Source organism: Pseudomonas sp. AC242 (assembly GCF_979258655.1).
The window spans coordinates 1,017,210-1,036,429 of the sequence record NZ_OZ409873.1 but is presented as its reverse complement, the minus strand read 5'-3'; the positions used below and the strand labels follow the sequence as shown (position 1 = coordinate 1,036,429).

Sequence of the window (19,220 nt, the reverse complement as noted above, 5' to 3'; positions counted from 1 at the left end):
CGTTGTCGCCCCGCCGCCCCGGATTCAAATACGCCGTGCGGCGTAACGCTTGAGCATGCTTGGAACATCGAGAATCAGCGCGATGCGGCCGTCACCGGTAATGGTGGCGCCGGACATGCCCGGAGTGCCCTGCAGCATTTTGCCCAATGGCTTGATGACCACTTCTTCCTGACCGACCAGTTGATCGACGACAAAGCCGATCCGCTGCGTGCCCACCGAAAGGATCACCACGTGGCCTTCACGCTGCTCTTCGTGAGCGGCGGAGCTGACCAGCCAGCGCTTGAGGTAGAACAATGGCAGCGCCTTGTCCCGCACGATCACCACTTCCTGACCGTCGACGACGTTGGTGGTCGACAGGTCGAGGTGGAAGATTTCGTTGACGTTGACCAGCGGGAACGCAAACGCCTGATTGCCGAGCATGACCATCAGGGTTGGCATGATCGCGAGGGTCAGCGGCACCTTGATGACGATCTTCGAGCCCTGGCCCTTGGTCGAGTAGATGTTGATCGAGCCGTTGAGCTGGGAAATCTTGGTCTTCACCACGTCCATGCCGACACCGCGGCCGGACACGTCGGAGATCTCGGTCTTGGTCGAGAAACCCGGGGCGAAAATCAGGTTGTAGCACTCGGTATCGCTGAGGCGATCGGCCGCGTCCTTGTCCATCACACCGCGTTTTACCGCGATGGCACGCAGGACATTCGGGTCCATGCCTTTGCCGTCATCGGAAATCGACAGCAGGATATGGTCGCCCTCTTGCTCGGCTGCCAGCACCACGCGACCACCACGGGCCTTGCCCGACGCTTCGCGTTCTTCTGGCGACTCGATGCCGTGGTCGACGGCGTTGCGCACCAAGTGGACCAGCGGGTCGGCCAGGGCCTCGACAAGGTTTTTGTCGAGGTCGGTTTCTTCACCCACCAGTTCCAGGTTGATCTCTTTCTTGAGCTGACGCGCGAGGTCGCGAACCAGACGCGGGAAGCGCCCGAAGACCTTCTTGATCGGCTGCATCCGCGTCTTCATGACCGCGGTCTGCAAGTCAGCGGTGACCACGTCGAGGTTCGACACGGCCTTTTGCATGGCTTCATCGCCGCTGTTCAGGCCCAGGCGCACCAGACGGTTACGCACCAGCACCAACTCGCCGACCATGTTCATGATTTCGTCGAGACGTGCGGTGTCGACGCGCACGGTGGTTTCGGCTTCGCTCGCCGGTTTTTCCGGTGGCGGTGTCGCCGGCGCACGGGCCGGAGCCGGTGCAGCAGCGGCAGCCGGTTTTGGCGCTTCGGCTTTTGGCTCAGGCTTGGCGGCAGCCTTGGGCGCTGCAGCAGCGGCCGGTGCCTTGGCGGCAGGTGTGGCGACGGTCGAAGCACTGCCAGCAGCGGCGGTGCCGACTTCGGAGAACTTGCCTTTGCCATGCAATTCGTCGAGCAGCGATTCGAACTCGTGATCGCTGATCAGATCGCTGCCGGCAGCGGCGGCCACTGGAGCAGCCGGCGCAGGTGCCGGCGCAGGTGCCGAAGCAATCGCCGACTCCAGCGCATCCACGGCAAAGTTGCCCTTGCCATGCAACTGATCGAGCAAGGCTTCGAATTCGTCGTCGGTGATATCAGAGCTGTCGCCCTTCGCCGGTGCCGCTGGGGCTGCCGCCGCTGGCGCAACCGCGTCCACCGCGAACTGGCCCTTGCCGTGCAACTGATCAAGCAACGACTCGAACTCGGCATCGGTGATTTCATCGCTCGCAGCTTCACTGGCCGTTTGCGCAGGTGCAGCAGCGGCCGGGGCTTCCGCTTCAGCCTTGACGGCGTTCAGCGAATCCAGCAGCTGTTCAAATTCGTTATCGGTGATGTCGCCCGACGCGTCGCCTTCGACGACCAGCTCTTCGATCATCTCGGCCACTGGCGAAGCCGGGGCTTCGTCCGCCGATTGCGGTTCGGCCAGACGCGCCAGGGCGGCCAGCAGTTCCGGGGTGGCGGCGGTGATCGGAGCACGCTCACGAACCTCAGTGAACATGCTGTTCACCGCGTCCAGTGCTTCGAGGACAACGTCCATCAGTTCTGCATCAACGCGACGCTCACCCTTGCGCAGGATGTCGAACACGTTTTCGGCGATGTGACAGCACTCCACCAGCTCATTGAGCTGAAGGAAGCCGGCGCCCCCTTTTACAGTGTGGAAACCGCGAAAAATTGCGTTGAGCAGATCTGCGTCATCCGGACGGCTTTCCAGCTCGACCAGTTGTTCGGACAGTTGCTCAAGAATCTCGCCGGCCTCAACCAGGAAATCCTGAAGGATCTCTTCATCGGCGCCGAAGCTCATTAATGGGGTGCTCCTACAGGTCTAAAAACCCAAAAAACCTAAAATTCCAAAACTCTAGAACCCGAGGCTGGATAACAAATCGTCCACATCGTCCTGACCGGACACAACGTCTTCTCGTTTATCGGCATGAATCTGCGGACCTTCACCCTGCGAGAGATGTTTTTGTGGATCTTTTTCTGCAAGCATCGCGGCGCGGTCATGTTCGATGCCCGCAAAGCGGTCGACCTGACTGGCCATGAGCACGAGTTTGAGCAAATTGCTTTCGACTTCGGTGACCAGTTGGGTCACACGCTTGATCACCTGACCGGTCAGGTCCTGGTAATCCTGGGCCAGCAGGATGTCGTTGAGATTGCTCGACACCGCACGGTTGTCCGTGCTGCTGCGTGACAGAAAACCGTCGACCCGGCGCGCCAGTTCACGGAACTCTTCAGCCCCGACCTCGCGACGCATGAAGCGGCCCCAATCGGCGCTCAAGGTCTGGGCTTCATCAGCCAGACTGTTGACCACCGGCGTGGCGCTTTCCACCAGATCCATGGTGCGGTTGGCCGCGGCCTCTGTCAGCTTGACCACATAGCCCAGGCGTTCGGTGGCGTCGGTGATTTGCGACACTTCCTCGGCCTGCGGCATGTTCGGGTCGATCTGGAAGTTGACGATCGCACTGTGCAGTTCACGTGTGAGCTTGCCCACTTCCTGGTACAGGCCACGGTCACGGGTCTGATTGAGCTCATGGATCAGTTGCACAGCGTCGCCGAACCTGCCTTTTTCAAGGCTTTCGACCAGTTCGACCGCGTGTTTTTTCAGGGTCGACTCGAAATCGCCCTGTGAAGATTCGTTATGCTCCATAGCTCCCCCGCGCGTTCATCAGCCGATGCGTTCGAAAATCTTCTCGATTTTGTCTTTCAACGCCTGAGCCGTGAAAGGTTTGACTACGTAGCCGTTTACACCGGCCTGAGCGGCTTCAATGATCTGCTCGCGCTTGGCTTCTGCAGTCACCATCAGCACTGGCAGGTGCTTGAGCTTTTCATCGGCACGCACGTGGCGCAGCAGGTCGATACCGGTCATGCCCGGCATGTTCCAGTCCGTTACCAGAAAGTCGATGCTGCCGCTGTTGAGCACTGGAATGGCAGTCACGCCATCGTCAGCCTCGACGGTGTTGGTGAACCCAAGATCACGCAGCAGGTTCTTGATGATCCGCCGCATCGTTGAGAAGTCATCAACGATGAGGATTTTCATGTCTTTGTTCAATTCGACCTCCAAGCAGTCTTAAACGCGCCCAGCACCTGGACGCGCCACTTCAATCAATCGGCTTAGCACTCGAAGACTGTCTGGAGCACAACAGAGCAAGACCGGTGCCGTTCATCACCGCACCAGCCTCGTTCGCAGTGTCCCCACACCGCCTTCAGCGCGCTCGCCACTCCCCCAAACGCCCCCGCAAACGGGCCGCGCACTGGCTGTGTAACTGGCTGACCCGCGATTCACTGACGCCAAGGACTTCACCGATTTCCTTGAGGTTCAGCTCTTCGTCGTAGTACAGCGCCAACACCAGTCGCTCACGCTCCGGCAAATTGGCAATCGCGTCCGCCAACGCAGCCTGGAAACGTTCATCTTCCAGATCGCGCGACGGCTCAAGATGAGCACTCGCGCCATCCTCGTGCAGCCCTTCGTGTTCGCCGTCCTGCAGCAGGTCGTCGAAACTGAACAGGCGGCTGCCCAAGGTGTCATTCAAAATCCCGTAGTAATCGTCGAGACTCAATTGGAGTTCGGCTGCAACCTCGTGATCTTTAGCGTCACGGCCGGTTTTAGCTTCAATTGAGCGAATTGCGTCACTGACCATACGGGTATTGCGGTGAACCGAGCGTGGCGCCCAGTCCCCTTTGCGCACTTCGTCGAGCATCGCGCCGCGGATTCGAATGCCCGCGTACGTTTCAAAACTGGCGCCTTTGCTGGCGTCATATTTGGTCGAGACTTCGAGCAGACCGATCATTCCGGCCTGGATCAGGTCTTCGACCTGCACACTCGCCGGCAAACGCGCCAGCAAGTGGTAGGCAATGCGTTTGACCAGTGGCGCGTAACGCTCGATCAGTTCGTACTGCGCGTCACGTGCCGACTTCTTGTAGTAGTTCATACCGCTTGCGGTCATAGCACGGGCCCTGCCGTTTGCTGCACGAGGCGCTCGACGAAAAACTCAAGGTGGCCACGCGGGTTGGCGGGCAGCGGCCAGGTGTCGACCTTCTGCGCGATCGCCTTGAACGCCAGTGCGCACTTGGAACGCGGGAAGGCTTCATACACCGCACGCTGCTTCTGCACCGCTTTACGCACGCTTTCGTCGTAAGGCACGGCGCCGACATATTGTAGGGCCACGTCAAGGAAGCGATCCGTGACCTTGGTCAACTTGGCGAACAGGTTGCGCCCTTCCTGCGGGCTCTGCGCCATGTTGGCGAGGACGCGGAAGCGGTTCATGCCGTAATCGCGGTTGAGCAATTTGATCAGCGCGTAGGCGTCGGTAATGGACGTCGGCTCGTCGCAGACCACCAGCAACACTTCCTGGGCTGCGCGCACGAAACTGACTACCGAGTCACCAATACCCGCAGCGGTGTCGATCACCAATACGTCGAGATTGTCGCCGATGTCGCTGAACGCCTGAATCAGGCCGGCGTGTTGCGCCGGACTCAGGTGGACCATGCTCTGCGTGCCGGACGCCGCCGGCACGATGCGAATGCCACCGGGGCCTTGCAACAGCACGTCGCGCAATTCGCAACGGCCTTCGATGACGTCGGCCAGCGTGCGCTTAGGGGTCAGCCCCAACAATACGTCAACGTTCGCCAGACCGAGGTCGGCGTCCAGCAGCATGACCCGACGGCCAAGCTCTGCCAGCGCCAGCGACAAGTTCACTGACACGTTAGTCTTGCCGACGCCACCTTTGCCGCCGGTCACCGCGATCACCTGTACGGGATGCATGCTGCCCATGTTATTTCTTTACCTTGTCTTGCATAGACGGAGGCCACATTACTGGCTGCGCGTTCACAACCGGAACAATGCATGGCAGACCATCGATGTAGGTACAAAAACTGTTCATGAATACCTCAGCCTACCTGCTTGGTCGGGCTGTGATAGATATCAGCGAACATGTCAGCCATGGCTTCTTCGCTGGGTTCTTCCTGCATTTGCACGCTGACGGCGCGGCTGACCAGTTGATGACGACGCGGCAGATGCAAATCATCCGGAATCCGTGGGCCATCGGTCAGGTACGCGACCGGCAATTCATGACTGATCGCCAGGCTCAACACTTCGCCAAGGCTGGCCGTTTCATCCAGTTTAGTCAGGATGCAGCCGGCAAGCCCGCAACGCTTGTAACTGTGATAAGCGGCGGTTAGAACCTGTTTCTGGCTGGTGGTTGCCAAGACCAGATAATTTTTTGACCGAATGCCACGCCCGGCCAGACTTTCGAGCTGCATGCGCAGGGCTGGATCGCTGGCTTGCAGGCCGGCAGTATCGATCAGCACCACGCGTTTGCGCAGCAGTGGATCCAGCGCCTGCACCAGCGATTGGCCCGGATCGACGTGGGTCACCGGCACATTGAGAATGCGACCCAGCGTCTTCAGCTGTTCCTGAGCGCCGATACGGAAACTGTCCATGCTCACCAGCGCGACATTCTGCGCGCCGTATTTCAGCACATAACGCGCGGCAAGCTTGGCCAGCGTAGTGGTCTTGCCCATGCCGGCCGGGCCGACCATGGCAATCACACCGCCCTCTTCCAGCGGCTCGACTTCCGGTACGGCAATCATCCGTGCCAGGTGCGCGAGCAACATGCGCCAGGCCTGACGCGGCTCTTCGATATCGGTGATCATCGCCAGCAGATCGCGCGACAACGGGCCGGACAGGCCGATACGTTGCAGACGGCGATACAGATTGGCTTGCGCCGGACGGCTGCCTTGCAGCTGATTCCAGGCCAGGGTACCGAGCTGGACTTCCATCAGCTCGCGCAGGCTGTTCAATTCAAAACGCATCGAATCCAGTGCGCGCGGATCAACACCGCCGGAAGACTGCGCAGGTGCCGGGGCTGGACGCGCCGGAGCGGCGTAGGTCGGCTCGGTCAGCGGTTCAGCTGCGGTCAGCGGCAGGCCGGCCGTCAACGGCAGGCCGGCGAAAATCTGGCGATTGCTGTTGCCATCGGCTTCGCCACGCAGGCTCAACTCGGCCTGAGCGGTGACGATGCGCGACTGGGTCTTGCGCAGCTCGTCTTCGAGCTCCATGTTCGGAACCCGTGGCGCCAGCGCCGACAATTTGTAATCCAGTGCCGCCGTCAGCTCGACACCGCCGGCAATGCGGCGGTTGCCAATGATGGCGGCATCAGCGCCCAGCTCATCACGAACCAGCTTCATGGCCTGACGCATATCGGCGGCAAAGAAACGCTTAACTTGCATAAACCACTACCTCAGCCGTTGGGCCCTACTGTCGCAACGATGGTCACTTGCTTGTTGTCCGGTATTTCCTGGTAGGCCAGCACATGCAATCCAGGGACTGCGAGGCGGCCAAAGCGCGAGAGCATCGCGCGGATCGGGCCAGCGACCAAAAGGATCACCGGCTGACCTTGCATTTCCTGACGCTGCGCCGCTTCGATGAGCGAACGCTGCAGCTTCTCGGCCATGCTTGGCTCCAGCAGAACGCCCTCTTCCGAGCCTTGTCCTGCCTTCTGCAGACTATTGAGCAATATTTGTTCCAACCTTGGTTCCAAGGTGATCACAGGCAGCTCCGACTCAGTGCCTACAATGCTTTGGACGATGGCGCGCGATACGCCGACGCGCACCGCAGCCACCAACGCGGCGGTATCTTGACTCTTCGCAGCGTTGTTGGCGATGGTTTCGGCAATACTGCGGATATCGCGCACCGGCACGTGTTCGGCCAACAGCGCTTGCAGCACTTTGAGCAGTTGCGACAGCGAAACCACGCCCGGCACCAGCTCTTCCGCCAGTTTCGGCGAGCTTTTGGCCAGCAATTGCATGAGTTGCTGCACTTCCTCGTGGCCGATCAGCTCACTGGAGTGCTTGTACAGAATCTGGTTCAAGTGCGTGGCGACCACGGTGCTGGCATCGACCACGGTGTAACCGAGCGATTGTGCCTGGGCACGCTGGCTGATTTCGATCCACACCGCTTCCAGACCGAAAGCCGGATCTTTGGCATTGATACCGTTGAGCGTGCCGTAGACCTGGCCCGGGTTGATCGCTAGCTCGCGATCCGGGTAGATCTCGGCTTCGGCGAGGATCACGCCCATCAGAGTCAGGCGATAGGCGCTCGGCGCCAGATCGAGGTTGTCGCGGATGTGCACGGTCGGCATCAGGAAGCCCAGATCCTGCGAAAGCTTCTTGCGCACGCCCTTGATCCGCGCCAGCAATTGCCCACCCTGATTGCGATCCACCAGCGGGATCAGGCGATAACCGACTTCCAGACCGATCATGTCGATCGGCGTGACGTCATCCCAGCCCAGCTCCTTGGTTTCCATGGCGCGGGCCGGCGACGGCAGCAGTTCCTGCTGGCGCTTGACCTCTTCCAGCGCCACGACCTTGGCCACGTTCTGCTTCTTCCAGAACAGGTACGCGCCACCAGCGGCCAGCGCAGCCATGCTCAGGAAGGAGAAGTGCGGCATGCCCGGCACCAAGCCCATCACGGCCATCAAACCGGCCGCCACCGCCAACGCTTTCGGCGAGGCGAACATCTGGCGATTGATCTGTTTGCCCATGTCTTCCGAACCGGAAGCACGGGTCACCATGATCGCCGCCGCTGTCGATAACAACAGTGATGGCAATTGCGCCACTAAACCGTCACCGATGGTCAGCAAGGCGTAAACCCGACCGGCATCGCCGAAGCTCATGCTGTGCTGGAAGATACCGACGGCCATGCCGCCAATAAGGTTGATGAACAGAATCAACAGACCAGCGATGGCGTCACCCCGGACGAACTTGCTGGCACCATCCATCGAACCGTAGAACTCGGCCTCTTGGGCGACTTCCTGACGGCGCATCTTGGCCTGGTTCTGGTCGATCAGACCGGCGTTGAGGTCGGCGTCGATCGCCATTTGTTTGCCGGGCATTGCATCGAGGGTGAAGCGCGCGCTCACCTCGGAAATCCGCCCGGCACCCTTGGTCACCACGACGAAGTTGATGATCATCAGGATCGCGAAGACCACGATACCGACCACGTAGTTACCGCCGATCACCACCTCACCGAAGGCCTGAATCACCTTACCGGCAGCGGCGTGGCCGTCCTGACCGTGCAGCATGACCACCCGCGTCGAAGCTACGTTCAACGCCAGCCGCAGCAACGTCGCGACCAGCAGAATCGTCGGGAACACCGCAAAATCCAGCGGCCGCAGCGCGTACACGCAGACCAGCAGAACGACGATCGACAGCGCGATGTTGAAGGTAAAAAACACGTCGAGCAGGAACGGCGGCACCGGCAACATCATCATCGCCAGCATCACCAGCAGCAACAACGGCACGCCCAGATTGCCCCGACTGAGGTCGGCAACGTTTGTGCGAGCAGTGTTGAATAACTGAGAGCGATCCACCGGTTTTCCCCGTTCCTTTAAAGCAAACTTTTGACGCCCAGAGCGGGCTCACGGCGGGTACTGCAAGAAGCTTTCCAACTTTTGCCGGGGAATGAAATCGGGAGAGAAACATGCCCCCTGTAGGAGTGAGCCTGCTCGCGATAGCGGCGTGTCATTCAAAAAATTCGTCAACTGACACTCCGCTATCGCGAGCAGGCTCACTCCTACATTTGGTGTGCATTTCACTCTTACATTTGGAATGCAGTCTCTTCTGGGAGTGAGCCTGCTCGCGAAGAGGCCAGTGAAGTCCGCCAAATCGCCTTTTAAACTCAGGCGTTTAAAAGACACCTCCAGACACGCCTTCCAGGCTACAAATCCTTGCGCCATTGCCTACAGCCAAGCCAGAATCCGCCGGCTTGTGCGTCTTGGGGTCGGGTTCTATTGTGGGTCGGTCGCTGACGAATCAGCGATCGGGTCTCGCAGCCCGTCGATCTCTGGACGCACAACACCCGCTTTTTTATGGCGGCTGTACGTGGGAGACCTTCGGGTCTGCCGGTTCTAGAGTCCCGGTCTGCGACCCGCGTATAGCTGCCACCCTCATTCGTCTCGCAGCGAACGTTGGCAGCTCCAATGACTCTAGGAGCTTCACCATGATCAAACCAACACCCAACCCACCCGAAACCGACCCCACCTCCCCCTACGAATCCCTCGATTCCAAAAAGCTCCACGACGCCGCCGACCGCGCCCTCGATCACTACCTCTGCCCACCCGGCTCGACCCCGCCGCCACGTAAAACCCGTCGGATGTACGCCGTCACCGCAGATTTCAAGAACGAGGAACTGCTGGCCGATGCCAGCGAAACACTCGCCTCCGCCAGAACCATCGCCCATGACTTCGCCCATCTCATCCCCGCATCACAGCGCAGGACATTGTTGGGGATCGCGCAATTAATCATGCTTGGCGAGCTGGCGGTGAATCGGGCGCTGGATAATCTGGAGTTGCCGCAGTAGCACGGCTCGGTGGCACGCCTTGAGTGAGGCGTTGTGACTGCTGACGTCTTCGTTGGATCGCCGCTCGGAGCAACCCGTGTTTCCAGGCATAAAAAACCGCCGCACCGCGCAATCGGGACGGCGGTTTTTTAACGCCGGTTACTTCGCGGTCAGTATCTGCTTGGGCGCAATATTGCCGAAGCCGAGCTGGTCGCGGCCAACATAGCGCGTACCCCGTAAAACTTGCTCACCTTCGACCTCAACGAAGTCCTCATCCATGTACATCAGCACGACCTTGGTCACTGGCGCAATGACTCCCGGGACCGTCAGATCACTTTGCAGCAGATTGAGCGCCCAATGAAACTGGATGACCGGCAAATCTCCGATTTCGATCTGACCCGTGTCATCCAGCGATCTGAAATCTCTGCGCGCAGTCACGCGTAACTTGTGCCCGACCAGGGCAAACTCCGGTTTGCCATAACGCACCTGCCGACGAGGGCCGGTCGCCCATTGATCGTTGTAATACCCGGGTGAGGTGAAGAGTTCGAACAACGTCTGATTGTCGCGGACGTTTCCCGCTGCACCGAACAGGTAGTTGTAGGAATAGTGATCAGCCAGGCCATCCAGTTCAGGCCTGATCGCATTGATCGGGTTGTCGAGATAGTTCGGAATATAAGCATTGGCCATTTGTTTGAAATGGGTGAAATCCAGGTCCATGTCGAAAGTGACGGTGTAACGGATGGCCCGCTCTTTCGGATTATGTTCCAGTCGCCCTGACACATATTCCAGGCTCATGCCCTCGAGTTTTCGGTAAATGCGCTCTGCCATGATCACTCTCCTGATTCGGTAAACTTGCGCCCCTATCTCGACGTCATGGACAGCCGTCCGTCTACTGTAAGAGTTGACAGGTGAATGGCACTTCCAGACCAACGGTCTCTCGACGACTAGCCAGCCAAAAGAGGACATCTGCAAAGCCACCGTTCATCGGAAATACTCGATCACCTGTCAGATCTGACAGTGGCGAGAATTCGTACTTCCTGCATCAAATGGAGCCTTTCCAGGCAATCACTCGAACGCAGGAGACACCTCATGAACTCAGTTTCAGCAGTCACCGATCCAGCGGCGCCAAAAGTACTTGAAGCACATGGCTCTGCGGGCGATCAACTCGACTTCAATAATGTCTATTACGCCCAATGCATCACCGCTCAAGTCCCGCACTACACCGGTATGGCCCGCGGTCATACGGTTCGCATTACATGGGAAAACCCTCGGCACACCTACCACTCGGAAGTGATCACGGTGGGGACACCTGGCACCATCGACATCCGCATTCCGCGCTTGGAGGTGATCGATAGCATTGGCCATACGGTGAAGGTCTTTTACACGGTACGTACGGCCCCGGGCACGACCTTGATTCCTTCGCGCTATTTGCTGCTGCACATTCTCCCTCAGTCATTCGATCTCCTGGCACCGACCCTGTCGAGTGATCAGAAAACTGTTAGCGTCAACTACGCAGGCATGACGACGGGCTATACGGTACGTGTGCGCGCTACCGCCAACACGCTATGGGAAAGTGATACGCGACCTGTTCAGGCAGGTGTCACGCCAGTCTTTACACTTCCTTCTGACTGGCGAACAAACAATCGCGGCGCCGATGCCCTGATCAATTACACCGTGTACAAATCGGGAAGCGGTGAGCGGTTGATGTTTTCGAAGGTGTTGAGGGTGCGGGTAGGCGAGGCGGTACCAGGACCCGATCTGCTCGAAAACTTTGATTCATACTCTGATCGCTCTATCTCGCCCGGCCAAAGCTTCAATCTTGCGAGCATGAAAGTCACAAACCTTGGCAGTCAAGGACTGGTCAGACTTACAGATGCCAGCCCAATTTACATCCCAGGACAAATCGAGCACAAAGTGCTGGTAACAGATGGGACCATTTCCACACTAAGGCTGGACTTAAACTCAACCTATTCACGTGTTCGCTTTTGGTACCAGGACGTGCACATCGCTGCAACCGCTATGTTCTACGACACAGCCGGTAATCCACTCGGAAAAAAAGAACTGGTTAATTACAATCCGGGCAACAGCCCTAAGCAGCTTGATTTCTCGGCCCATGGCATCGCGCGTATAGATATTCAAAACCCCACTAGCGACGTTGTCCGATACGATAATTTCGAGCTGACCAACTGAGAACCGACGCCTGAATTTCGGAAGTTTTTCCTTTTCCAGCATCCGGATCTAGCAGCGCCATTCAGAAAACGCGCCGGGACTAAACGGGGCCAGCCTACGTTTTTCCAGCATTCCGAATCAAAAGATCGCAGCCTTCGACAGCGCCTACATGGTTATTTGTAGGCGCTGTCGAAGGCTGCGATCTTTTGCTTTTGAAGCTCGCGCCAAGGAACTCTCGGGGACAGACCACGTATTAATCCCCTGTGGGAGCTTGCTCGCGAGGGGTCAGTGAAGTCAGCGCAAATTGCGTTTTAAACTCGGTTGTTTAAAAGACACCTTCAGACACGCCTTACAGGCTACAAATTCTTGCGCCATTGCCTACAGCTACGCCAGAATCCGCCGGCTTGTGCGCTTTGGGGTCGGGTTCTATTGTGGGTCGGTCGCTGACGAATCAGCGATCGGGTTTAGCGACCCGGACCATCTCAGTGCATCAGCGTTCGTGGCTTCGTTGTGGGACTCTTCGCCCGCAATTACGTTATGGCGGCTGTATGCGGGAGACCTTTGGGTCTACCGGGGTGCCTGTGACCGGTTCGCTAACCTGCGTACAGCTGCCACCTTCACTTGTTTAGCGACAGGGAAAGAGTGGCTCCATAACCTCAGGAGCTTCACCATGATCAAACCAACACCCAACCCACCCGAAACCGATCTCGCCTCCCCCTACGAATCCCTCGATTCAAAAAAGCTCCACCAAGCCGCCGACCGCGCCCTCGATCACTACCTCTGCCCACCCGGCTCAACCCCACCGCCACGTAAAACCCGCCGGATGTACGCCGTCACCGCGGACTTCAAAAACGAGGAGCTGCTGGCCGATGCCAGCGAAACCCTGGCTTCGGCCAGAACCATCGCCCATGACTTCGCCCACCTCATACCCGCGTCACAGCGCAGGACGCTGCTGGGTATCGCGCAGCTGATCATGCTCGGCGAGCTGGCAGTGAATAGGGTGATGGATAATCTGGAGTTGCCGCAGTAGCGACACGCGATGATCGTTCCCACGCTCCTGCGTGGGAATGCCTCAACGGACGCTCCGCGTTCGGCTTTGGAAGGGACGCGGAGCGTCCCGGGCTGCATTCCCACGCAGAGCGTGGGAACGATCATAAAAAACCGCCGCCCGTTTTCAGCGGCTTTGCGGACAGTTGGTCAATACCGCAGGATTTTCACTTTTCCATTCTTGCTCTTGGATAATTCGAACTCGACCTCGCCGCCCACCTTGACGCTCGCCTGCAGGACATCAGCCAATGGAATGCTGAATCGGTACTCTTTGGCGGTCAGAAAAAAACCCGTGGCCTCAGCAAAGGAAAGGCATCGTCCGGATGGCTTCGGCGTGATGGTGCCTTTACCGGTTTTTTCATCGTAGCTACTGAAAATACCTTTCATTGCCTTGCTCCCTTTCACTCGCCCGCCCGGCCGCGCCAGCGCGCGACAGCACCTTGCATCAAACTGCAAAATCACGGCGACTGCACCTGTCAGAGTTGACAGTAAAGGGAGGTCTCAGACCAATGGCCGCAAGGCAACGTCAGGAATCGCGACGCAGATCCGGCGGGATCGGCAAGTCGTCCTTGAGCGGATCCGGACGTTTGCCCTTGCCCGCACGGAACTGGCGGATCTGGTAGACGTAGGCCAAGACCTGAGCGACTGCCAGGTACAGCCCGCCGGGAATTTCCTGATCCAGCTCAGTGGAGTAGTAGATCGAGCGCGCCAGCCCCGGCGATTCGAGGAGCATGACGTTGTTGGCGACGGCGATTTCGCGGATTTTCAGCGCGAGGAAGTCGCTGCCCTTGGCCAGTAATATCGGCGCGCCGCCCTTCTCCGAGTCGTACTTGAGCGCGACGGCGTAGTGGGTCGGGTTGGTGATGACCACGTCGGCGTCGGGAATCGCTGCCATCATGCGGCGCTGGGACATTTCGCGCTGGGTCTGGCGGATGCGCTGTTTGACCTCCGGACGACCCTCCTGATCCTTGTGCTCGTCGCGCACTTCCTGCTTGGTCATCAGCAGTTTCTTGTGCGCTTCCCAGAGCTGCACCGGCACGTCGACGGCGGCAATGATGATCAGGCCGCAGGCCAGCCACAAGGTACTCCAGCCCACCAGCGTGACGCTGTGAATGATCGCCATTTCCAGCGGCTCGTGGGCGATCCGCAACAAGTCATCGACGTCCGCCGACAACACCACCAACGCCACACCCAAGGTAATCAGAAACTTGGCCAGCGCCTTGAGCAGCTCGACCACAGCCTTGAACGAAAACATCCGTTTGAGGCCCGCCGCCGGGTTCATCCGGCTGAACTTGGGCGCCATGGAACCCGCCGCAAACAGCCAGCCACCGAGGGAAATCGGCCCGATCAGCGCCGCGAGCAACAGGGTGATCATGAACGGCTGGATGGCCAACAACGCCATCTGACCCGACTTCAACAGAAATGCCCCCATGGAACCCTGATCCATGATCACCTCACGCGACAGCGTGAAGTTCAGGCGCATCAGCTCCATCAAGTCTTCGGCGAGCATGCCGCCGAACACCAGCAGCGCGCCGGCGCCGGCCATCATCACGGCGAGGGTGTTGAGTTCTTTGGAACGAGCAATCTCGCCCTTCTCACGGGAGTCTTTTTTGCGTTTGTCCGTGGGGTCTTCTGTTTTGTCCTGACCGCTTTCGCTCTCTGCCATGACTCAGCGCGCCCGTGCCAGTTCGCGTAGCAGCTGCAAGGCTTCAGTGGCCAGCGGCTGATACTGATTGAGAATGTCCGCCAGACCAACCCAGACGATAAACAGACCGAGGACCAAGGTCAGCGGAAAACCGATGGAAAAAATGTTCAGTTGCGGTGCGGCGCGAGTCATTACGCCAAATGCGATGTTGACCACCAGCAGCGCCGTAACTGCCGGCAATACCAGCAGCAACGCCGCACCAAGGACCCAGCCGAGTTTGCCGGCCAGCTCCCAGTAATGCGCGGTCATCAGACCGCTGCCGACCGGTAGCGTGGTGAAGCTTTCGGTGAGCACTTCGAAGACCACTAGGTGGCCGTTCATCGACAGGAACAGCAGCGTCACCAGCATGGTGAAGAATTGCCCGATCACTGCCACCGAGACACCGTTGGCCGGGTCGACCATCGAGGCGAAACCCATGCCCATCTGGATCGCGACAATCTGCCCGGCCACGGCGAAGGCCTGGAAAAACAGTTGCAGGGAAAACCCGAGCACCGCGCCAACGAGAATCTGCTCGGCTATCAGCAGCAAACCGCTGAGGTCCAGCGGGCTGACCGCCGGCATCGGCGGCAGGCTCGGCGCAATGCACACGGTGATCGCCACCGCGAAATACAGGCGGATCCGGCGTGACACCAGGGTGGTGCCGAACACCGGCATCACCATCAGCATCGACGCCACGCGAAACAGCGGCAACATGAACGACGCCACCCAGGTACTGATCTGGGTGTCGGTCAGCTGAAGCAGCGATTGCATGGCTTAGCCGATGACCATCGGGATGTTTTTGTACAACTGAATGATGTATTCCATGAACGTCTGCACGATCCACGGACCGGCGACGATCAACGTCACCAGCATCACCAGCAGACGCGGCAGGAAGCTCAACGTCTGTTCGTTGATCTGGGTCGCAGCCTGGAACATCGCCACCAGCAAGCCGACCAACAGGCTGGGCACTACCAGAATCGCGACCATCAATGTGGTCAGCCAAAGGGCTTCACGAAAGATATCGACCGCAACTTCCGGCGTCATGGCGAGACACCTCCAAAACTGCTGGCCAAGGTGCCGATGATCAGCGCCCAGCCATCCACCAGCACGAACAGCATGATCTTGAACGGCAGCGAAATGATCAGCGGCGAGAGCATCATCATACCCATCGCCATCAGCACACTGGCCACGACGAGGTCGATGATCAGGAACGGAATGAAGATCATGAAGCCGATCTGGAACGCGGTTTTAAGCTCGGAGGTGACGAACGCCGGCACCAGAATGGTCAGCGGCGCCTGATCCGGGGTGGCGATGTCGGTGCGCTTGGACAGGCGCATGAACAGCTCCAGATCGCTGGTGCGGGTCTGGGCGAGCATGAAGTCCTTGATCGGCACCTGGGCTTTTTCTACCGCTTGCTGGGCGGTGAGTTTTTCCGCCAGATACGGTTGCAGCGCATCGTTGTTAACCCGATCGAACACCGGGGCCATGATGAACAGGGTGAGGAACAGCGCCATGCCGGTGAGGATCTGGTTCGACGGCGTCTGCTGCAGGCCGAGGGCCTGACGCAGGATCGAGAAGACGATGATGATCCGGGTGAAACTGGTCATCAGAATCACGGCCGCCGGAATGAAGCTCAGCGCGGTCATGATCAGCAGGATCTGCAGACTGACCGAATACTCCTGCGCGCCATCGGCGTTGGTGCCCAGCGTGATCGCCGGGATCGACAACGGATCGGCGGCGAACGCCAGCGGCGCGGCCAGCAACAAGGCCAGCGTCAAGACGATGCGTAACGCACCCATTACTTCGTATCCTTCTGATCCTTGCCGAGTATCTTCAGCAACTGCTGGGCAAAATCCGGAGTGGCTTTTTCACTGGTGCTCGGCACTGGCACCGGCTCCTTGAGCACGTGCAGCGCGGTGATGGTGCCGGGGCTCAAGCCGAGCAGAATTTGCTCGTTGCCGACCTGCACCAGCAACAAACGGTCACGCGGCCCGAGCGCGCGCGAACCGATCAACTCGATCACTTGCCCCTTGCCGGCCGGCCCTGCCTGCTGCACCCGGCGCAACAGCCAGGCGAGGAAGAAGATCAACCCCAGCACCAGCAACAGGCCGAACACCAGTTGCGTCAGTTGCCCGGCCACGCCGCTGTTGACCATCGGCGCGGTGGCGGCAGGCACTGTGGTGGTCGTCGACGGTTCGGCGGCCAGCACGCTCAATGGCAATGCCAGCAAAGCCCAGAGAAACCGTTTCACTCAGCGCAGCTTCTTGATGCGTTCGCTTGGGCTGATCACGTCAGTCAGGCGGATGCCGAACTTCTCGTTGACCACTACCACTTCGCCGTGCGCGATCAGCGTGCCGTTGACCAGCACGTCCAGCGGCTCACCGGCCAGACGATCGAGCTCGATCACCGAACCCTGGTTGAGTTGCAGCAGGTTGCGGATGTTGATGTCGGTGCTGCCGACTTCCATCGAGATCGATACCGGGATGTCGAGGATGACGTCCAGGTTCGGGCCGTCGAGGGTCACCGGATCGTTGTTCTTCGGCACGCTGCCGAACTCTTCCATCGGCAGACGCGAGCCGCTGGCTGCGTCGGCGGCCAGCAGGGCGTCGATGTCAGCTTGACCGTCACCGGTTTCTTCCAGGGCCGCAGCCCATTCGTCAGCCAGTGCCTGGTCGTCCTGGGCGTTCATATCGTCGTTCATCATGTGTCCTCGGCGGGCAACAATTCAGTTAATGCAAAAGGGGGTGTGGCGCCGTTTCAGCGGCGCTCGATCGGCTCGATCACTTGCAACGCGAGGTTGCCTTTGTGTGAGCCCATCTTGACCTTGAAGGCCGGCACGCCGTTGGCGCGCATGATCATTTCGTCCGGCATCTCGACCGGGATCACATCCCCCGGCTGCATGTGCAGGATGTCACGCAGCTTCAACTGGCGCCGCGCGACGGTGGCACCGATCGGCACGTCGACGTCGAGCACGTCCTGGCGCAGGGCGTTGACCCAGCGCTCGTCCTGATCGTCGAGGTCGGACTGGAAACCGGCATCGAGCATTTCGCGCACCGGTTCGATCATCGAGTACGGCATGGTCACGTGCAGATCGCCGCCACCGCCATCGAGTTCGATGTGGAAGGTGGAGACCACGATCGCTTCGCTCGGGCCGACGATGTTGGCCATGGCCGGGTTCACTTCCGAGTTGATGTACTCGAAATTGACTTCCATGATCGCCTGCCAGGCTTCTTTCAAATCGACGAAAGCCTGCTCCAGCACCATGCGCACCACGCGCAGTTCGGTCGGGGTGAATTCACGCCCTTCGATCTTGGCGTGACGGCCGTCGCCACCGAAGAAGTTGTCCACCAGTTTGAACACCAGTTTGGCGTCAAGGATGAACAGCGCGGTGCCGCGCAACGGTTTGATCTTGACCAGGTTGAGGCTGGTCGGTACGTACAGCGAGTGCACGTATTCGCCGAACTTCATCACCTGCACGCCACCGACGGCAACGTCCGCCGAGCGGCGCAGCATGTTGAACATGCTGATGCGGGTGTAGCGGGCAAAACGCTCGTTGATCATTTCCAGAGTCGGCATGCGTCCACGGACGATGCGATCCTGGCTGGTCAGGTCGTAGCTTTTGACACTGCCGGGTTCGGCAGCGTTATCGGTCTGTACCAGACCATCGTCGACGCCATGCAACAGCGCGTCGATTTCATCCTGGGACAGCAGATCCTGCACGGCCATGTCGTGTTCCTACTGCAGTACGAAATTAGTGAAAAGCAACTGTTCGATCACCACTTTGCCCAGCTCTTTCTGCGCCACTTCCTGGACGCTGGCGGTGGCCTTCTGGCGCAACATCTCCTGGCCGACCGGGGTCGCCAAGGTGGCGAAATCCTGACCGGAGAAGAGCATCACCAGGTTGTTGCGGATAACCGGCATGTGCACTTTGAGCGCTTCCAGATCAGCCTGATTACGCGCCAGCATGGTGATGCTCACCTGCATGTAGCGCTGACGGCCGTTCTGGTTGTAGTTGGCAACGAAGGCCGGCGCCATCGGCTCGAAAATCGCCGGTTGCTTGCCGACAGGCGCTGCATCGGCGGCCTCGGCAGGCTTGCTCTGGGCACTGTGCATGAAGAACCAGGTCGCCCCCACGGATGCGCCAATGGCCAATAGCAACGCCAGCACGATCACAATGATCAGCTTGAGTTTGCCTTTGGTTGCGGGGTCTTTCACTGCTGCTGTTTCGCTCTTCGCCATGCCAATAATCCGTCACTATTCGGGTTTTCACAGTCGCACGGCAAGGCAAGAGCAAGTGTTATGCCAGAAGTGTCGGAGGTCGTGGAGACAACGCTAAAGTCAAAGGCACCCTCACCCCAGCCCTCTCCCGGAGGGAGAGGGGGCCGACCGAGTTATTTTGCCGTGATACGTCGACCTGAAGTACCGAGTCGACTATGGACTCACAGCAAAAGTATCAGGTCGGCGTACTTCGCCAGCATCC

The 19,220-nt window shown here is 59.1% G+C and carries 20 protein-coding genes; 3 read left to right on the top strand and 17 right to left on the bottom strand.

Translation table 11 applies throughout. From position 1 onward, the window contains the following. Nucleotides 1–24: 24 nt before the first annotated feature. The 7 genes from ACZZ0A_RS04700 to flhA all read right to left on the bottom strand — a co-directional run bounded on the left by ACZZ0A_RS04700 (nucleotide 25) and on the right by flhA (nucleotide 8,872). On the bottom strand, nucleotides 25–2,307 hold the full coding sequence (locus tag ACZZ0A_RS04700; protein ID WP_463542582.1) for a chemotaxis protein CheA: 2,283 nt from the start codon (nucleotides 2,305–2,307) through the stop codon (nucleotides 25–27). Between the two features lie 54 nt (nucleotides 2,308–2,361). Continuing rightward, the gene (locus ACZZ0A_RS04695; protein ID WP_007920000.1) at nucleotides 2,362–3,150 is read right to left on the bottom strand and encodes a protein phosphatase CheZ; all 789 of its coding nucleotides are present in this window, start codon (nucleotides 3,148–3,150) and stop codon (nucleotides 2,362–2,364) included. 18 nt (nucleotides 3,151–3,168) lie between these two features. Further along, complete coding sequence (locus ACZZ0A_RS04690) at nucleotides 3,169–3,540, bottom strand: chemotaxis response regulator CheY (protein WP_161986607.1); 372 nt, start codon at nucleotides 3,538–3,540, stop codon at nucleotides 3,169–3,171. A 166-nt stretch (nucleotides 3,541–3,706) separates the two neighbouring features. After that, nucleotides 3,707–4,447: an RNA polymerase sigma factor FliA gene (fliA, locus tag ACZZ0A_RS04685; RefSeq protein WP_007920004.1), complete on the bottom strand. Its 741-nt coding sequence runs from the start codon at nucleotides 4,445–4,447 to the stop codon at nucleotides 3,707–3,709. Beyond that, nucleotides 4,444–5,274: a flagellar synthesis regulator FleN gene (gene fleN / locus ACZZ0A_RS04680; protein WP_003222917.1), complete on the bottom strand. Its 831-nt coding sequence runs from the start codon at nucleotides 5,272–5,274 to the stop codon at nucleotides 4,444–4,446. Before fleN ends, fliA begins: the two co-directional genes overlap by 4 nt. Before the next feature lie 116 nt (nucleotides 5,275–5,390). Further along, nucleotides 5,391–6,731, bottom strand: coding sequence for a flagellar biosynthesis protein FlhF (flhF, locus tag ACZZ0A_RS04675; RefSeq protein WP_007920012.1), 1,341 nt, complete (start codon nucleotides 6,729–6,731; stop codon nucleotides 5,391–5,393). Nucleotides 6,732–6,742: 11 nt separating this feature from the next. Continuing rightward, on the bottom strand, nucleotides 6,743–8,872 hold the full coding sequence (flhA, locus tag ACZZ0A_RS04670; RefSeq protein WP_463542581.1) for a flagellar biosynthesis protein FlhA: 2,130 nt from the start codon (nucleotides 8,870–8,872) through the stop codon (nucleotides 6,743–6,745). 629 nt (nucleotides 8,873–9,501) lie between these two features. On the opposite strand from flhA, the gene ACZZ0A_RS04665 reads away from it, so the two are divergent. Next, nucleotides 9,502–9,861 carry a DUF6124 family protein gene (locus ACZZ0A_RS04665; protein ID WP_463542580.1) on the top strand — a complete coding sequence of 120 codons (360 nt, stop codon included), beginning with the start codon at nucleotides 9,502–9,504 and terminating at the stop codon, nucleotides 9,859–9,861. A 138-nt stretch (nucleotides 9,862–9,999) separates the two neighbouring features. Here ACZZ0A_RS04665 and ACZZ0A_RS04660 read toward each other — a convergent pair whose 3' ends face one another. Further along, on the bottom strand, nucleotides 10,000–10,668 hold the full coding sequence (locus ACZZ0A_RS04660) for a hypothetical protein (protein ID WP_463542579.1): 669 nt from the start codon (nucleotides 10,666–10,668) through the stop codon (nucleotides 10,000–10,002). 261 nt (nucleotides 10,669–10,929) lie between these two features. Here ACZZ0A_RS04660 and ACZZ0A_RS04655 point away from each other — a divergent pair, with 261 nt between their 5' ends. Continuing rightward, nucleotides 10,930–12,030: a hypothetical protein gene (locus ACZZ0A_RS04655; protein ID WP_463542578.1), complete on the top strand. Its 1,101-nt coding sequence runs from the start codon at nucleotides 10,930–10,932 to the stop codon at nucleotides 12,028–12,030. Between the two features lie 649 nt (nucleotides 12,031–12,679). Next, nucleotides 12,680–13,039, top strand: coding sequence for a DUF6124 family protein (locus ACZZ0A_RS04650; RefSeq protein ID WP_463542577.1), 360 nt, complete (start codon nucleotides 12,680–12,682; stop codon nucleotides 13,037–13,039). Between the two features lie 167 nt (nucleotides 13,040–13,206). Here ACZZ0A_RS04650 and ACZZ0A_RS04645 read toward each other — a convergent pair whose 3' ends face one another. The 9 genes from ACZZ0A_RS04645 to fliL all read right to left on the bottom strand — a co-directional run bounded on the left by ACZZ0A_RS04645 (nucleotide 13,207) and on the right by fliL (nucleotide 18,979). Beyond that, nucleotides 13,207–13,443, bottom strand: coding sequence for a hypothetical protein (locus tag ACZZ0A_RS04645; protein ID WP_095114143.1), 237 nt, complete (start codon nucleotides 13,441–13,443; stop codon nucleotides 13,207–13,209). A gap of 139 nt (nucleotides 13,444–13,582) precedes the next feature. Next, nucleotides 13,583–14,722, bottom strand: coding sequence for a flagellar biosynthesis protein FlhB (gene flhB, locus ACZZ0A_RS04640; RefSeq protein WP_463542576.1), 1,140 nt, complete (start codon nucleotides 14,720–14,722; stop codon nucleotides 13,583–13,585). A gap of 3 nt (nucleotides 14,723–14,725) precedes the next feature. Next, complete coding sequence (gene fliR / locus ACZZ0A_RS04635; RefSeq protein WP_007920024.1) at nucleotides 14,726–15,511, bottom strand: flagellar biosynthetic protein FliR; 786 nt, start codon at nucleotides 15,509–15,511, stop codon at nucleotides 14,726–14,728. A 3-nt stretch (nucleotides 15,512–15,514) separates the two neighbouring features. Beyond that, entirely contained in the window at nucleotides 15,515–15,784 is a 270-nt protein-coding gene (fliQ, locus tag ACZZ0A_RS04630; RefSeq protein ID WP_007920026.1) for a flagellar biosynthesis protein FliQ, read from the bottom strand. Next, nucleotides 15,781–16,539 carry a flagellar type III secretion system pore protein FliP gene (fliP, locus tag ACZZ0A_RS04625; RefSeq protein WP_007920027.1) on the bottom strand — a complete coding sequence of 253 codons (759 nt, stop codon included), beginning with the start codon at nucleotides 16,537–16,539 and terminating at the stop codon, nucleotides 15,781–15,783. The genes fliQ and fliP overlap by 4 nt, the downstream gene beginning before the upstream one ends. After that, on the bottom strand, nucleotides 16,539–16,991 hold the full coding sequence (gene fliO / locus ACZZ0A_RS04620; protein ID WP_007920029.1) for a flagellar biosynthetic protein FliO: 453 nt from the start codon (nucleotides 16,989–16,991) through the stop codon (nucleotides 16,539–16,541). The genes fliP and fliO overlap by 1 nt, the downstream gene beginning before the upstream one ends. Next, nucleotides 16,992–17,441 carry a flagellar motor switch protein FliN gene (gene fliN, locus ACZZ0A_RS04615; RefSeq protein WP_007920031.1) on the bottom strand — a complete coding sequence of 150 codons (450 nt, stop codon included), beginning with the start codon at nucleotides 17,439–17,441 and terminating at the stop codon, nucleotides 16,992–16,994. A gap of 56 nt (nucleotides 17,442–17,497) precedes the next feature. Next, nucleotides 17,498–18,466 carry a flagellar motor switch protein FliM gene (gene fliM / locus ACZZ0A_RS04610; RefSeq protein ID WP_007920032.1) on the bottom strand — a complete coding sequence of 323 codons (969 nt, stop codon included), beginning with the start codon at nucleotides 18,464–18,466 and terminating at the stop codon, nucleotides 17,498–17,500. A gap of 9 nt (nucleotides 18,467–18,475) precedes the next feature. Next, nucleotides 18,476–18,979 carry a flagellar basal body-associated protein FliL gene (gene fliL / locus ACZZ0A_RS04605; RefSeq protein WP_007920033.1) on the bottom strand — a complete coding sequence of 168 codons (504 nt, stop codon included), beginning with the start codon at nucleotides 18,977–18,979 and terminating at the stop codon, nucleotides 18,476–18,478. Between the last annotated feature and the right edge of the window lie 241 nt (nucleotides 18,980–19,220).